The organism is Streptomyces sp. NPDC093252, assembly GCF_040683675.1.
Lineage (GTDB): Bacteria > Actinomycetota > Actinomycetes > Streptomycetales > Streptomycetaceae > Streptomyces.
In genome coordinates this window covers 128,207-144,093 of record NZ_JBFBEM010000007.1, presented here as the reverse complement: position 1 = coordinate 144,093, position 15,887 = coordinate 128,207, and the positions used below count along the sequence as shown (strand labels likewise).

Sequence of the window (15,887 nt, the reverse complement as noted above, 5' to 3'; positions counted from 1 at the left end):
CGGTGTTACGCCGGTTCCCTGTACGTGGGTTGTACGGGGGGCCGGCGTTTTCGTTTGTCGCCATAGTGCGGGTGGGTGGGGGCTGGTCGCGCAGTTCCTCCCCCAGAGGGGGTATCCCCAGCGCCCCTAAATGCCCTTTACAGGTGCTACGGGATTTCCTGCCAGGCCGCCAGGGCCAGGCCCGGTTCGTCCTTCTGGCGGGAAACTCGCAGCACACCCTCCGGGGTCGCCGTCGCCGCCACCACCCTGCCCTCCGCGTCCGTGGTGAGGGACACCCTGGTGTCCGTGGGGAGTTGGGGGCCCGACTCGGTCCACCACAGGCCCGCGGACTCCTGTTCGGTGGGGTAGGCGGCGAAGGCGATCCTGCCGGAGGCCGAGCGCTGGGCGAGGATCGTGCAGTCGTGGCCGTCGAGGTCGCAGCGCAGGGTGGCGACCGGGCCGGGGCCCGCCGCCGGGAGCAGGGGGACCGGGTCCTCGCCGGGCCGCCAGGCGTGCAGGGTGCCCTCGGGGTCGGTGTAGTACAGGGTGGTGTGCTCCTTGGAGGTGGGCAGGGCGCTGAGCGTGCCCGGTTCCACCGATGTCCGCAGGGGGTCGCCCGGTACCGGGCGGGCACCGGCCTCCTCCTGGTGCCAGCGCAGGATGCCGTCGGGGTTGGTGGCGTACACCGCGACGAGGCCCGACTCGGCGGTGACGGCGACGAGGTGCTCGTGCACCTTGGAGCCGCGCAGGTCGTGCCAGGCGTTCCAGCCGCCGAGCGACTTCTGGTTGACGGTGTGCACGCCGAGGCCCCGGTTGCGGACGAAGACATAGGCGCGCCCGGCCTCGTCGACGGCCACGGCGGGGTCCCCGGTGCGCGCGCCCTGCCGGTTGGGGTGGCCGACGGGCAACCAGTCCAGCGGGGCGAGCAGCGGGCGGAAGTGCGTGGAGTGGAGCAGGCCGTGCTCCTCGCCCCGGGTCGGCCGCCAGGCGGCCAGATGGGTGTAGCCGTCGGCGCCACGGGCGAGCGCGAAACCACCGTGCAGGCGCTGTGCGCCGCCGACTCGGCGCACCGGGCCCCAGGGGCCGCCGGGGGCGCTCTCGGCGCGGCACAGGACCGCCTCGTCGGTGGAGAGGTAGACGCTGAGCCGGCCGTCTCGGCCGCGTATGAGCCAGTCGCCGTTCACTGTACGGACCATTGACACGACCCCACCTTAATGCGGTCGCGGGGTGAAGCCCCGCGCGGGTCGTGCGACCCTGACCTCATGAGTGACGGCCTGCTGGTGATCGTGGACGCGGCGAACGTGGTCGGGTCGGTGCCCGACGGGTGGTGGCGGGACCGGCGGGGGGCGGCGGAGCGGTTGCGGGACCGACTGGCGGCGGACGGGGTGCCGGGGCGTCAGGGGCCGGTGGAGATCGTGCTGGTGGTGGAGGGGGCGGCGAAGGGGGTCGCGTCGGTGGCGGGGGTGCGGGTGGAGGACGCGCCGGGCAGTGGGGACGACCACATGGTGACGCTGGTGGCGGCGGCTGCGGGCCGGGAGGTGCTGGTGGTGACGGCGGACCGGGAGCTGCGGCGGCGGGTGGGGGAACTGGGGGCGGAGGTGGCGGGGCCCCGGTCGGTGCGGGGGTAGTGCCTTTTGGGTTGGGGGCGGAGGTGGCGGGGTGTCGGTCGGGGCGGGGACAGGGCCCCTGTGGTCGGGGGCGGAGGCGGCGGGACCCCGTCGGTGCGCGGGTGGCGCGTGCCCGTGTCGTGGGTCAGGGGACGCGGGCGTAGAGGATCGCTCCGTCGATGCGTTCGACCTCCTGGTAGTGGGCGGTGAGCAGGCGGCGCAGGGTCGGGACGCGGTGCGGGGCGTAGGGCTTGCCGCGGGAGTCGTCGACGATCAGGGCGGGGGGACGGGTGGTGAGTTCGGCGCGGAAGACGGGGAGGGTGCCGGGGACCGCGTACGCCTCGCCGACCCGGGGGCCGTCCCGGCCGCCGCTGTAGTTGGTGAGGAGTCCGGCGGTGAGGTAGCGGCTGGCGGGGGTGCGGTGGGCGAGCCAGTAGGTCTCGGGGTGCATGCCCCAGATCAGGACGGTGTCGCTGGGGGTGGTGCGGCGGGCGGTGGCGTCGGCGAGGCGCTGGGTGTGGGCGAGTTCGGGGCGGGGGGCCAGCAGGCCCCAGGTGAGGAAGAGGGCGGTGCAGCAGGCGGTGCCGATCAGGGCGCGGGCGGGGCGGTGGCGGAGGGCGGCGGTGGCCAGCAGGGCGAGCGGGGGCAGGAGTTGCAGGTAGTAGTGGCCGAAGAAGTGGAAGCCGGCGCAGACGGCGGCGGCGGAGGCGGCGAGCCACAGCCACAGGTCGCGGGTGGCGGGGCCGCCCCGGGTGCGGGCGAGGGCGGGGAGCAGGGCGGCGCAGGCGGTGGCGAGGAGGGCCGCGTTGCCCAGGGCGCGGGCCAGGACGTGGAGTTCGGAGCCGGTGAGGGAGGCGTAGGCGCCGGAGCCGGTGACGGTCCAGAAGAGGAAGCCGCCGGGGTCGGTGAGCAGGGCGGCGGCGAGGATGGGCGGGACGGCCCCGGCGGTGAGGGCGAGCAGGGCGCGGCGGTCGGCGGCGGTGGCGCGGTGCCAGTGCCACAGCACCGGCAGCAGCACCGCTCCCCCGGTCTGCTTGACCAGGAACGCGGCGGCGACGGCGAGCCCCGCGAGGGTCCAGCGGCGGCGGTCGGCGCACCACAGGGCGGCGGCCGTGCAGGGCAGCATGAACACCTCGAACCCGGCGGCCTGGGCGTCCTCGGGGTTCACGCCGATGGAGAGGAGCAGGTAGAGGATTCCGGCGGTGCGTCCGGCGCGGTCGCCCCAGCGGCGGCGGGCCAGGGACACCAGCAGGACGGCGGTGAGGAGGTGGGCGCCGACGGCGAGGACGCGGACGCCGGTGAGGGTGTCGGAGCCGGTGAGGGCGAAGGCGCCTTGGTAGAGGAGGGGGACGAGGGGGGGTTTGCGGTCGACGACCGTCTCGTAGAGGGTGCCGCCGTGGGCGAGGAGGCGGGCCTGGACGGCGAGATAGCCCTCGTCGGGGCTCCACAGGGGGTGGATGAACGAGGGCAGGCGGGTGAGGCAGGCCAGCGCGGTGAGGAGCGGCAGCAGCCGGGTCCAGTAGCGGCCCGTCCGCGCGGGGGACGGAGTCGCCGAGAGGTCGGGGATCGCGGGGGCGGCACACACGCTGCGTACGCTATCCGGCCCCGTAGGTCCCGCTGAAGCAGGACATACGGGGCCGGGAGGGATCGGGGAGCGTTACTGCGTGTCACCTGTGGGTGGGGTGGCGGGCTCGTCCTCGCCGCGGGCCAGGCGGCTGTGGGTGCGGCTGTAGAGGAAGTAGACGACCACCCCGAGGAGCATCCAGCCGCCGAACCGGATCCAGGTCTCGGCGGGCAGGTTCAGCATCAGCCACAGGGACGCGGCGACCGAGATGATCGGCAGCCAGGGCACCCAGGGGGTGCGGAAGGCGCGGGGCAGGTCGGGGCGGGTGCGGCGCAGCACGACGACGCCGATGGCGACGACCACGAAGGCGAACAGGGTGCCGATGTTGACCAGCTCGGCGAGTTCGCTGAGCGGGGTGAACCCGGCGACGATGGCGATGATCACGCCGAGCAGGATGGTCGGCCGGTACGGGGTCTTGAAGCGGGGGTGGACGTAGGAGAAGAAGCGGGGCAGGAGGCCGTCCCGGCTCATGGCGAAGAAGACCCGGGTCTGGCCCAGCAGCAGGATCATGCAGACGGTGGTGAGGCCGACGGCGGCGCCGAAGCTGATGAGTCCGGCGTACCAGGGATGGCCGGTGGCCTTGAAGGCGTCGGCGAGGGGGGCGGTGACGGACAGTTCGCTGTAGTGCTGCATACCGGTGACGACGATGGACACCGCCACGTACAGGATGGTGCAGATGAGGAGGGAGCCGAGGATGCCCCGGGGCATGTCGCGCTGGGGGTTGCGGGTCTCCTCGGCGGCGGTGGCGACGACGTCGAAGCCGATGAACGCGAAGAACACCACGGACGCGGCGGTGAAGATGCCCATCACCCCGAAGTTGGAGGGCGCCCAGCCCACCATGAGCTGGATCAGCGGCGCCCGGAGGTCGCCGCCCGCCGGGACCGGCTGGGACTCGGGGATGAACGGGTCGTAGTTGCTGCCGGTGATGAAGAAGGACCCGGCGATGATCACGATCAGGACCACGGCCACCTTGATGGCGACGACGATGGAGGTGATCCGCGCGGACAGCTTCATGCCGAGGACGAGGACGAAGGTGAGGACCAGCACCAGGGCGGCGGCGAGGATGTCGAAGCCGAAGCCCGTCGCCCCGTCGCGGGAGCCCAGTACCGCGGGGAGTTCCCAGCCCGCGTTGGAGAGCAGCGAGGCGATGTAGCCGGACCAGCCGACCGCGACCACCGCCGTGCCGAGCGCGAACTCCAGGACCAGGTCCCAGCCGATGATCCAGGCCGGGAGTTCGCCGAGCGAGGCGTAGGAGAAGGTGTAGGCGGACCCGGCCACCGGGACCGTGGAGGCGAACTCGGCGTAGCAGAGCGCGGCGAGCGCGCAGACCACACCGGCCACCACGAAGGCGAGGGCGACGGCGGGTCCGGCGTTGTTCTTGGCGACCGTGCCGGTGAGGACGAAGATGCCGGTGCCGATGATCACGCCGACGCCGAAGACCGTCAGATCCAGCGCGGAGAGGGACTTTCTCAGCGCGTGTTCCGGCTCCTCGGTGTCGCGGATGGACTGCTCGACCTTCTTCGTCCGGAAGAGGGTGCTGCTCACGGGTGTACCTCCCACGCTTGCCGTCCCCGACATGATCGAGAGGGGGTGCCCCGCGCATGCCCCGGCACGAGCGGCGTCACGCGAATGGGCCGGTTCCACCACCCGTGTCGGGGAGGGAACCGGCCCATTCGGGCGTCCGTACGGCGTGCCGTCTGGACAGGGGGCGCGGGGTCAGTCGCGGGCGGCCTCGATCGCGCTGGTGGCGGTCTGCCCGTACTTGCCGTCCAGCTTGGCGACCAGGCCGGTGACCTGCCGGGCGATGTCCGGCGCGGTCAGCCCGATCTCGGCCATCACCTCGGCGCGCGAGGCATGGTCGAGGAAGCGCGGCGGGATGCCGAAGTCGCGCAGCGGAACATCCACCCCGGCGTCCCGGAGGGCCTGGGCGACGGCGGAGCCGACCCCGCCGACCCGGGAGTTGTCCTCGACGGTGACGACCACGCGGTGCCGCTCGGCGAGCGGGGCGAGGGCCTCGTCCACCGGCTTGACCCAGCGCGGGTCGACGACGGTGGCGGAGATGCCCTGGCGGTCCAGCAGGGTGGCGATGTCCAGGCACATCGGGGCGAGGGCGCCCACGGAGACCAGCAGCACATCGGGGGTGTCGGTGCCGGGCTCGCGCAGTACGTCCATGCCGCCGATCCGGCCGACGGCGGGGACGGCGGGGCCGACGACGCCCTTGGAGTAGCGCAGCACGGTCGGCGCGTCCTCGACGGTCACGGCCTCCCGAAGCTGGCTGCGGAGCTGCTCGGCGTCGCGCGGGGCGGCGATCCGGAGCCCCGGCACCACCTGGAGCATGGACATGTCCCACATGCCGTTGTGCGAGGCACCGTCGTCGCCGGTGACACCCGCCCGGTCCAGCACGAACGTCACGCCGCACTTGTGCAGGGCGACATCCATCAGGACCTGGTCGAAGGCGCGGTTGAGGAAGGTGGCGTACACCGCGAAGACGGGATGGACGCCGCCGGTGGCGAGACCGGCCGCGGAGACGGCGGCGTGCTGCTCGGCGATGCCGACGTCGTAGATCCGGTCGGGGAACTCCTCGGCGAACTTCTTCAGGCCGACCGGCTGGAGCATGGCGGCGGTGATGGCGACGATGTCGTCGCGCTCCTTGCCGAGGCGGACCATCTCGTCGCCGAAGACGGAGGTCCAGCTCGCGGCGGACGCCTTGATGGGCAGGCCGGTGTCGGGGTGGATGGGGCCGATGCCGTGGAAGCGGTCGGCCTCGTCCTGCTCGGCGGGCTCGTAGCCGCGGCCCTTCTCGGTGAGGCAGTGCACGATGACCGGGCCGCCGAACCGTTTGGCCCGGTTCAGCGCGGACTCCAGGGCCTCGATGTCGTGCCCGTCGATCGGGCCGACGTACTTCAGGCCGAGGTCCTCGAACATGCCCTGCGGGGCGATGAAGTCCTTGAGGCCCTTCTTGGCGCCGTGCAGGGTGTCGTACAGGGGCCGTCCGACGACCGGGGTGCGCTCCAGCAGGTCCTTGCCGCGGGCGAGGAACCGCTCGTAGCCGTCGGTGGTCCTGAGGGTCGCCAGATGGTTGGCGAGGCCGCCGATGGTGGGCGCGTACGACCGTTCGTTGTCGTTGACGACGATGACCAGGGGGCGGTCCCCGTCGGCGATGTTGTTGAGGGCCTCCCAGGCCATTCCGCCGGTCAGCGCCCCGTCGCCGATCACGGCGACGACATGGTCGTCCTTCTTCAGGAGCTGGTTGGCCTTGGCGAGGCCGTCGGCCCAGCCGAGGACGGTGGAGGCGTGGCTGTTCTCGATCACGTCGTGGTCGGACTCGGCGCGCGAGGGGTAGCCGGAGAGCCCGCCCTTGGCGCGCAGCCGGCCGAAGTCCTGGCGCCCGGTGATCAGCTTGTGGACATACGCCTGGTGGCCGGTGTCCCAGAGCACCCGGTCCTTGGGCGATTCGAACACCCGGTGCAGCGCGAGGGTCAGCTCGACCACGCCGAGGTTGGGGCCGAGGTGGCCGCCGGTCTTGGCGACGGCGTCGACCAGGAAGCTCCGGATCTCCCCGGCCAACTGGTCCAGCTCCTCCGGGCTGAGCCGGTCCAGATCGCGCGGTCCCCTGATGCGGGTCAGCAGCGGCACCCGTGCCTCCTTGCAGTAGAGCTGTTCGAGCTGTTGCCGGGCTCGTCGAGTCTAATCTTCCGCCCCGAGCGGCGGCGCCCGGAGAGTGGGTCATACATCACGCGATCGGCTCTACCCATGAGCAGCCTTCCGTATGACATACAGAATCCCCGGCACCGTGTTCGATGCCGGGGACTGTATGCGCCCAAGGGGCGCGGGGAACTGCGCGAAGAGCGACCACGACGCGCACTCGCTCCCCTGGGATCAGGCCCTGCCCGCCGTCTTCTGCGTACGCCGGGTGACGGAGTCGATCACCACGGTCGTGAGGAGCACACCGGCCGTGATCATGTACTTCACCGGCTCCGCGATCGACTCCAACTGCAACCCGTACTGGATGGAGACGATCACCAGCACACCCAGCAGCGCGTTCCAGGTCCGGCCGCGCCCGCCGAAGAGCGAGGTGCCGCCGATCACGGCCGCCGCGATGGCGTTCATCAGCAGGTCGCCCGCGCCCGCGCTCTGGTTGGCGGAGGCGATCTTCGACGCCAGGAAGAGACCGCCGATCGCCGCGAACCCGCCGGAGATCGCGAACACCGAGATCCGCACCGCGGTGACATTGATACCGGCCCGGCGGGACGCCTCGACGCTGCCGCCGAGCGCGAACACCTTGCGCCCGTAGGAGGTGCGCCGCAGCACGAAGTCCGTGGCGACCAGGAACACCAGGAAGATCACGGTGGCCAGCGGCAGCCCCTTGTACTGGTTGTACATGAAGGCCGCGGCGAACGAGATCACCGCGAGCAGCACGGTCCGCAGCAGGGTGTCGCTCATCGGCCGGGACGGCACCCCCGCGGCCTCCCGGCGCCGGTTCCCGAGGAACGACGTCACGAAGAACACGCCGGTGACGACCGCGGCCAGTCCGTAGGCGGCGGCGACATCGGTGAAGAAGTACGTGGTGAGGTTGCCGATGAAGCCGTCACTGTCGAGGTTGATCGTGCCGTTCTCGCCCAGCGTCTGGAGCATGAAGCCGAGCCAGAACAGCAGCCCGGCCAGGGTGACCGCGAAGGCGGGGGCGCCGAGGACCGCGAAGAAGAAGCCGTGCGCCGCGCCGATCAGCGCGCCCGCGCCGATCGCGAAGAGCACCGCGAGCCACTCGGGCCAGCCCTGGTTGACGGCGAGGACGGCCGCGATGGCGCTGGCGGCGCCGCTGACCGAGCCGACGGAGAGGTCGATCTCGCCGAGCAGCAGCACGAAGACGATGCCGACGGAGATCATGCCCGTGCCGACCATGGTGACGGTGATGTCACTGATGTTCTGCGCGGACAGGAACGCGGAGTTCATGCTCTGGAAGACGACGCAGATCACGATCAGACCGATGATCACCGGGATGGAGCCCAGCTCACCGGCGCGGATCTTCCGCTTGAACTCGCCGAGGTACCCGGCGAGGCCCTGCTCGCGGACCAGCAGCCGGGGGTCGACGGCGGTCACCGCCGCGGCGGCGGCCTCCGGGTTCTCCACGGCCGTGGGCGCCGGCTCGGGCGTCTTGTCGAGGCTGGTCACTTCGCTCCCTCCCCGGTCGTGCGCGCCGCACGGCGGGTCACGGCATTGTCGGTGGCGCCGGTGATGGCGGAGATGATCTCCTCCTGCGAGGTCGTCTTGACCTCGAAGACGCCGTTGTTGCGGCCCAGGCGCAGGACCGCCACCTTGTCGGCGACCGCCTTGACATCGGCCATGTTGTGGCTGATCAGCAGGACGGCGAGGCCGCGCTCGCGCAGCCGCTCCACCAGGTCGAGCACCTGGGCGGTCTGCTCGACGCCGAGGGCCGCGGTGGGCTCGTCCAGGATGACCAGCTTGGGCGCGCCGAGCATGGAGCGGGCGATGGCCACGGTCTGGCGCTGACCGCCGGAGAGCGAGGCGATCGGGATACGGACGCTGGGGATGCGGATCGACAGCGTCTGGAGCAGCTCGCGCGAGCGGCGCTCCATCTCGACCTCGTCCAGGACGCCGAAGCGTTTCAGCTCGCGGCCGAGGAAGAGGTTGCCCACGACATCGATGTTGTCGCAGAGGGCGAGGTCCTGGTAGACGGTGGCGATGCCCAGGTGCTGGGCGTCGTGCGGCCGGTTGATGGAGACGGACCGGCCGTCCCACTCGATGGCACCCTCGTCGATGGGGTGGACACCGGCGATCGTCTTGACCAGGGTGGATTTTCCGGCGCCGTTGTCGCCGACCAGGGCGACCACCTCACCGGCGTGGACCTCAAGCTCGACATCGGTGAGCGCCTGGACGGCACCGAATCGCTTGGAGACCCCGCGCAACGCCAGCACGGGCGTAGCGGTCACGTGAACCATCTCCTTCGCCGCCTGACCCGGCGGAAGGTTTGTGCGAAGACTGGGGGTATGGGGGGAAATGTTCCGTCCGGCGCCCCGCACTGGCTTTGCGGGGCTGGAAGCGGGGCGCCGGAGGAGTCCGGTGGCGGCGGCCCCTGCGGGACCGCCGTGCCGTGCGGGGAGGGTCAGCCGCCGATACCGGCCGCGTCGCAGGCGGCCTTGTACTTGTCGGTGCAGATCTCGGCCGCGGTGTAGACGCCGTCCTTGATGACGGTGTCGTTGATGTTCTCCTGGGTCAGCGAGGTGACCGGGACCAGGACGGACGGGACGTCGGTGGCGCTGTCGCTGGAGACCTTGTCCTTGGCGATGGCGGTGAGGTCCTCGCCCTTGGCGAGCGCTACGGCCATCTCGGCGGCGGCGTCGGCCTCGGGGGCGTACGGCTTGTAGACGCTCATGAACTGCTCACCGGCGACGATCCGCTGCACGGCGGCCAGCTCGGCGTCCTGGCCGGTGACCGGGACATCGATCCCGGCGGCCTTCAGGGCGGTGATGATGCCGCCGGCCATGCCGTCGTTGGCGGAGTAGACACCGACGATGTTGTCCTTGCCGATCGCCGAGATCGCCGCCTCCATGTTGGCGTTGGCGTTGTCCGGCGACCACTCCTTGGTGTCGTACTCCTTGCCGACCTTCACCTTGCCGTCGAGGACGGAGTGGGCGCCCTCCTTGAACATGGCGGCGTTCGGGTCGGTGACGGAGCCGTTCATCATGACGATCTCGCCGTCACCGGCCTTGTCGCCCAGCTCGGCGAGGAGGGCCTCGCCCTGGGTCTTGCCGACCTCGACGTTGTCGAAGGAGGTGTAGGCGCTGATCGGGCCCTCGGCGAGGCGGTCGTAGGCGACGACCTCGATCCCGGCGTCGACGGCCTTCTGCACCGAGTTCTTGATCGCCTTGGCGTCCACGGCGTCCAGGATCAGCACGTCCACCTTGTTGGTGATCATCGTGTCGACCTGCTGGGCCTGGAGGTTGGCGTCCTGGCGGGCGTTGTTGTACTGGATCTCCGCCTTGTTGTTCGTCAGCTCCTTGATCTTCTTCTCGATCAGGGGCCGGTCGAACTTCTCGTAGCGCGCGGTCTTGTTCTCCGGGAGGAGAAGACCGACCTTGATGTCATCACCCTTGGCCGCGGCGGAGCTGCTGGAGTCGCTGCTGCCGCCGTCCGCCTCCTCGGCGCTGCCACAGGCGGCGAGCGAGACGGCCATCGCACCTGCTGCGACGGCTACGGCGGCACGACGCATACGCGTGTTCACTTCAGAAACCTCCCTGACGAGGCCGCGTCGTTGCGGCCGAGGTGGCTGGAAGTCAACTCGGCCACACGTACGACGTCAAGAAGTAAATCCTTAACGAGATGGCAACGGTGCCATACGTTATCTAAGTGAAGGCAGGCGCGGCGCCGGCCAGGGAGCCGTCCAAAAGCGCCGAATCGCCCATCTCGCCGAGGGCGAGGGCGAGCGCCCCGAGCACCTCCGCCCGGCCGCCGAGTGCCCCGGGGAACAAGGAGAGTTGGCGGGCGGCGCTGGGGATGGCGTAGCGGCCGACGGACTCGCGGATGGGGCCGAGGACCAGCTCACCGGCCTCGGCGAGATCGCCGCCGAGCACGACCCGGCTGGGGTTGAGCAGATTGCAGAGGCTGGCGACCCCGCTGCCGATGTGCCGTCCGACATCGGCGATCACCCGGCGGCAGCCCGGGTCGCCGTCCCGGGCGAGGCGGACCACGGTCTCCATGGAGAGATCGCCGCCATGGCTGGAGTGCAGCAGCGGCAGGACATAGCGGGCGGCGGCGAAGGTCTCCAGACAGCCCCGGTTGCCGCAGCGGCAGACCGGGCCGGACTCGTCGAGGGTGATGTGCCCGATCTCCCCGGCGGTGCCGCCGGGCCCCCGGTAGATCTTCCCGTCGATCACCAGACCGGCGCCGACACCGCTGCTGACCTTGATGTACGCCAGATCGCGGACGCCTTTTCCGGCGCCCCAGACCAGTTCCCCGAGGGCGCCGAGATTGGCGTCGTTGTCGATGTGCACGGGGACGCCCAGCCGGCCGCGCAGTTCCTCGGCGGGGCGGGTGCCGGTCCAGCCGGGCAGGATGGCGGTGGAGCCGAGCGTGCCGGACTCCACATCGAGCGGCCCGGGGACCCCGAGCCCGATCCCGGCGATCTTCGAACGGTCCACTCCGGTGGCCGCGATCAGCCGGTTGACCAGGGCTTCCGCCGCGTCGAAGCCCTGCGCCGCGGAGGCGTCCACATCGAGCGGCTCGGCCTCCTCGGCGAGCACCTGGTGGGCGAGGTTGCCGACGGCGACCCTGAGGTGGCTGTGCCCGAAGTCGACACCGATCACGATCCCGGCGTCGCCGCTCAGCGAGACGCTGCGGGCCCGGCGGCCCCCGGCCGAGGTGGGGGTGACCTCGACGGTGCCGCCCTCCTTGAGTTCACGCACGATGTTGGAGACGGTGGCGGCGGACAGGCCGGTGGTCCGGGCGATCTCCGCCTGCGTGAGTGATCCGGCCAGCCGTACGGCCCGTACGACCCGCTCCAGGTTGGCTCGGTGCAGCGACGACTGCGACCCCGGAGTCTCCACGACGACCTCCCGCGCACGGGGCCGCGCCGATGGGGCCCCGTCTATGTCCAACTAGTGAACTATTAGCTGACCTGTTTTGGTCACCTCCCGTCAAGAGGTTGAACTTGATCCCCGATCCCGGACATGCCTGACACGCCGCTGCCCTGGACGGGGAGCGGCGTGTCATGAACCGTTTGCGGAGTGTCACTTCATGGCGTTACCAGCGGGTCACTTCAGGGCGCCCGCGGTGAGCCCCTGGACGACCTGGCGCTGGAAGACGATGTACGCGGCCAGCACCGGCAGCATCGCCATCACCAGCCCGGCGAACAGCCCCGACCAGTCGCCCTTGTACCCCTGGCTGACGGCCAGTTGCACCAGGCCCTGGGTGAGGACCCGCTTGTCGGGGTCGGTGTTGAGGACCGTGGGCAGCATGTACTGATTCCACTGGCCCAGGAAGTTGAAGATCCCGACGCTCACCAGCCCCGGCTTGGCCATCGGCAGCATGATCTGGAAGAACGTGCGCGAGTGCGACGCGCCGTCGACGAAGGCGGCTTCCGCGATCGAGGTCGGCAGGGTGCGGAAGAACGCGGTCAGGAAGAACACCGTGAAGGGCAGCGAGTAGGCGATGTAGACCAGGATCAGCCCGTGGATGGTGTTCAGCAGGCCCATGTTGTTGACCACGTAGAACAGCGGGACCAGGGCCAGCATGATGGGGAAGCTCATCCCGCCGACGAACAGGTAGTAGAGGAACCGGTTGCCGGGGAACTCGAAGCGGGCCAGCACATAGGCGGCCATGGAGCCGAGCAGCAGGGTGCCGATGAGTGAACCCCCCACCACCAGGACGGTGTTGAGGAAGTAGTCGCTCATATTGGCCTCGGTCCAGGCCCGCGACCAGTTGTCGAAGCGCAGTCTGTCGGGGAGGGACCAGGGCGAGGAGAAGATCGAGCGGTCGTCCTTGAAGGAGGTCATCACCGCCCACAGCAGCGGCATCACCACCATGATCGCCCAGATGATCAGGACGCCGTGCGAGAAGACATTGAGGACGGAGCCGTCCTTCTTCTTCTCCTCCTGGGGTACCGGGGCGGTGGTCCCGGTCTTGGTGAGGGTCACCGTGCCGGACCCGGTGGGCTCGGCGGGGGGCCCGGCAGCGGGGCTCTGGGTCGTCTTCATCTCTCAGTACTCCAGCCGCTCGCGCCGGCCCAGCCGCATCACGGCGGCGGCGAACACCAGGGTGACGACGAGCAGGGCGACGCCGATGGTGGTGGCGTAGGCGGCCTGACCGTCCCGGAACGCCTTCTGGTAGACGTACAGGACCATCACGGTGGTCGAGTAGTCGGGGCCGCCGGGGCCGACCGTCATGATCTGCACGACGGCGAAGGACTCGGCGCCCAGGGCGAGGATGCCCATATAGACCCAGCCGGACTGCACGGTGTCCCACAGCAGCGGCAGGGTCACCTTGAAGAAGGTGGTGGCCCGGCCGGCGCCGTCCAGCAGCGCCGCCTCGTACATCTCGGTGGGGATGGAGGCCATGCCCGCGGAGAACAGCACCACGAAGAACCCGACCGTGGACCAGACCAGCACCGCCATCACGGCCCACAGCGCCAGATTGGGGTCACCGAGCCAGAGTGGCTGGATGCCGTCCAGCCCGATCCCCCGCAGGACGGAGTTGATGGCGCCGCTGTCCGGGTTGTACGCGAAGGCGAACAGCAGGGCCACGATCGCGATGGACAGCACCTGCGGGAAGAAGTACACGATCTTGTAGAAGGACGAGCCCCGCACGCCCGTGATCGCGGGGCCGCCCTTCCGCTTCCGTCCGCCCACATTGATCATGAAGGCGAAGAACAGCGCCAGGCCGATCGTCACCAGCGGCACCAGCAGCGCGAACAGCAGGCTGTGCTGCAACGACTTCCAGAAGATCTCGTCGTCGAGCATTCTTTCGTAGTTGTCGAAGCCGACCATCTTGAAGTCGGGACTCAGTCCCGTCCAGTCCGTGAACGAGTAGTAGATGGACTGGAGGAACGGCCAGACGACGAAGAGGGCGTACAGCCCGAGGGGGACCGCGAGGAACCCCACGATGAAGCGGTACTTGCCGTGCTGCATTGCTACCGACCCCGATCTGTGCGCGGGTGGAGCCGCTGGTGACGGATCCTCACCTGATCACTACCGCCCTACTGGTGCTTGTAGTGCTTGATGGAGTCGTCCTTGGCGGCCTCGTCGGCATACCCCTGGATCTTGTTGATCGCCTCCGTCGGGGTGAGCCGCCCCGCCATCATCTCGCCGAGCCCGCCGACCCCGATCTGCTCCTTCTGGAGCTTCACGTACCAGTCCTGGAGTCGCGGGTTCACCACGTTGTCCCCGGCGAGGTCCAGCGCGGCCACACCCGACTTCAGCCCCGGGGTCAGCTCGATCCCGTCGGTACCGCCGTCGAAGGCCGTCAGCGACTTCACCTTGCTGGTGAAGTTCTTGGACGACGCCTCACTGAGCATGATCCGGAGCTGCTCCATACCGCCCGGGGCGTTCTTCGCCTGCGCCGGGACGATGAAGGGCTCACCGCCGGACGCCCAGATGGTGCCGAAGGGCATCTTGTCGGAGCTGTCGATCCCGGTCGGCGCGGAGACGGCGAGGTTGAAGTCGGCGGGGATGACGTTCGCCGACTCGTTCTCCACCCAGGAGCCGTTCGGCAGGAACAGCGCCTTGCCCTCGGCCCACGCGGTCTGCGACTGGATGTGGTCGAGCCCCGGGGTGCCCTTGAGCACATACCCCTTGGCCTGAAGCTCGTAGTACGCCTCGAAACAGGTCTTGACGGCCGGGTGCTTCCAGGCGTTCGGCTCCAGGTTGTCGATGGCGTCCAGCACCTCGCGCCCACCGACCTTGCCGATCATCGGGTACAGCGAGAACGGGATGTAGTACGGGTACTTGCCCGCGTACGTCCAGCCCGCGATGCCCTTCTTCTTGGCGGCGGCGCAGACGGCGAGCATCTCGTCCCAGGTCTGCGGGTACTCGACCTCCAGCGAGTCCAGCGCCTTCTGCGAGTACCAGACGCCGTACACCGTGTAGGCGTAGTACAGGATCCACACCGGGTCGCCGTCGAACTGCCCCATCTCCACGATGCCGGGGCGCAGGGTGTCGCGGACCTTCTTGGCCGGGTCGTCGTACGAGGCGGCGTCCAGCAGCGGGGTGAGATCGGTGAGCTGGTTCTTGCCGACGAGCACACCCATGTCCATCTGCTCGGCACCCGAGTTGTCGATCAGGTCCGGCGGGCTGCCCTGGTTGAAGCGGGGCTGGAGGGTGGACTGGATCTTCTGGGTGGCGGAGAACTTGACACTGGCCTCGGGGAAGGCGGTCTCGTAGATCTTGACCGCGTCCTCGGCGTACTCCTTGCCGAAACCGCCGTCGAAGAGGACGAACTCCATCCCGGCGGAGTTGTTGACGCCGAGCGGGTTCTTGTCGGTCTTCTCACCGGCGTCGGCCTTGTCCTGACTGTCCCCGCCGCCCCCGCTGGCACAGGCGGACAGGAAACTCATCGTGGGGACGCTGATCAGGCCGAGCGCGGCGGAGCGCTTGATGAGGTTGCGCCGCCCGAGGCCGCGCACTCCGCTCTGCTGCTCGTTCTGGCTCTCGCTGTGGTTCTCGCTGTGGTTCTCGTTCACGCCGGAAAGGGATCCCATGCTCAAGTCCTCGCCTTCTCCAGGACTCAGGCGGTGAACCGGATCACTTGCCGGCACCGCGATCGGGTCGAGCTGGTTCGTGCACGAAGGTGGTGCGAAAAATGGGGGGTGGGCAGGGCTTACGGGCTTGCGGGGCGTACGGGCCGTGCGTGGTCGTTCTCGTGGTCGTTCTCGTGCTTCGAGGGTCGTACGAGACGCACCGAAACAGTGCGTGACATGCCGCGTTCCCCAGGACGAACACCGCCTGGTGGCCGACAGGTATAGTCCATTTCCCGGGGGCGGAGCAAGATCGAGCGCAGGGTTGGGCGGCGGTCTTTTCCGAGTTGAGACCTCCCCGACATGTGCGATCACTGTGAATGATCCGAGCCCGTCCGGGCCGGGTTCCGTTCCGCTTCGCCATCCGAGTCGGGCCCGTCCCGGTGGAGCGGGCCTCGGGTTCCACTGGATCCGGAGTCACCGGCCAGCG

The 15,887-nt window shown here is 69.8% G+C and carries 12 protein-coding genes; 1 reads left to right on the top strand and 11 read right to left on the bottom strand.

The window, feature by feature from the left end; translation table 11 throughout:
• Positions 1-146: 146 nt before the first annotated feature.
• Positions 147-1,175: a hypothetical protein gene (locus tag AB0O01_RS16510; protein ID WP_365313966.1), complete on the bottom strand. Its 1,029-nt coding sequence runs from the start codon at positions 1,173-1,175 to the stop codon at positions 147-149.
• A 66-nt stretch (positions 1,176-1,241) separates the two neighbouring features.
• Between AB0O01_RS16510 and AB0O01_RS16505 the strand changes: the two genes are divergently transcribed.
• Entirely contained in the window at positions 1,242-1,607 is a 366-nt protein-coding gene (locus AB0O01_RS16505) for an NTP pyrophosphohydrolase (protein WP_365313964.1), read from the top strand.
• A gap of 124 nt (positions 1,608-1,731) precedes the next feature.
• Here the strand turns inward: AB0O01_RS16505 and AB0O01_RS16500 are convergent, their stop codons facing one another.
• The 10 genes from AB0O01_RS16500 to ngcE form a co-directional block, all read right to left on the bottom strand.
• On the bottom strand, positions 1,732-3,153 hold the full coding sequence (locus AB0O01_RS16500) for a glycosyltransferase family 39 protein (RefSeq protein ID WP_365314410.1): 1,422 nt from the start codon (positions 3,151-3,153) through the stop codon (positions 1,732-1,734).
• Positions 3,154-3,243: 90 nt separating this feature from the next.
• Entirely contained in the window at positions 3,244-4,755 is a 1,512-nt protein-coding gene (locus tag AB0O01_RS16495; protein ID WP_365313962.1) for an amino acid permease, read from the bottom strand.
• A 171-nt stretch (positions 4,756-4,926) separates the two neighbouring features.
• Positions 4,927-6,846 (bottom strand): 1-deoxy-D-xylulose-5-phosphate synthase, encoded by a 1,920-nt coding sequence (gene dxs / locus AB0O01_RS16490; protein ID WP_365313960.1) that lies wholly within the window; start codon positions 6,844-6,846, stop codon positions 4,927-4,929.
• A 243-nt stretch (positions 6,847-7,089) separates the two neighbouring features.
• Positions 7,090-8,382 carry a sugar ABC transporter permease gene (locus AB0O01_RS16485; protein WP_365313958.1) on the bottom strand — a complete coding sequence of 431 codons (1,293 nt, stop codon included), beginning with the start codon at positions 8,380-8,382 and terminating at the stop codon, positions 7,090-7,092.
• On the bottom strand, positions 8,379-9,170 hold the full coding sequence (locus AB0O01_RS16480; RefSeq protein WP_365313956.1) for an ATP-binding cassette domain-containing protein: 792 nt from the start codon (positions 9,168-9,170) through the stop codon (positions 8,379-8,381). Before AB0O01_RS16480 ends, AB0O01_RS16485 begins: the two co-directional genes overlap by 4 nt.
• 164 nt (positions 9,171-9,334) lie before the next feature.
• Entirely contained in the window at positions 9,335-10,441 is a 1,107-nt protein-coding gene (locus AB0O01_RS16475) for a substrate-binding domain-containing protein (RefSeq protein WP_365314408.1), read from the bottom strand.
• 133 nt (positions 10,442-10,574) lie between these two features.
• Positions 10,575-11,774 (bottom strand): ROK family transcriptional regulator, encoded by a 1,200-nt coding sequence (locus AB0O01_RS16470; protein ID WP_365313954.1) that lies wholly within the window; start codon positions 11,772-11,774, stop codon positions 10,575-10,577.
• Between the two features lie 207 nt (positions 11,775-11,981).
• Positions 11,982-12,923 carry a carbohydrate ABC transporter permease gene (locus tag AB0O01_RS16465; protein ID WP_365313952.1) on the bottom strand — a complete coding sequence of 314 codons (942 nt, stop codon included), beginning with the start codon at positions 12,921-12,923 and terminating at the stop codon, positions 11,982-11,984.
• A gap of 3 nt (positions 12,924-12,926) precedes the next feature.
• Positions 12,927-13,853, bottom strand: a complete 927-nt coding sequence (locus AB0O01_RS16460; RefSeq protein WP_365313950.1) for a sugar ABC transporter permease — start codon at positions 13,851-13,853, stop codon at positions 12,927-12,929.
• A gap of 68 nt (positions 13,854-13,921) precedes the next feature.
• Positions 13,922-15,421 (bottom strand): N-acetylglucosamine/diacetylchitobiose ABC transporter substrate-binding protein, encoded by a 1,500-nt coding sequence (gene ngcE / locus AB0O01_RS16455; RefSeq protein ID WP_365313948.1) that lies wholly within the window; start codon positions 15,419-15,421, stop codon positions 13,922-13,924.
• Between the last annotated feature and the right edge of the window lie 466 nt (positions 15,422-15,887).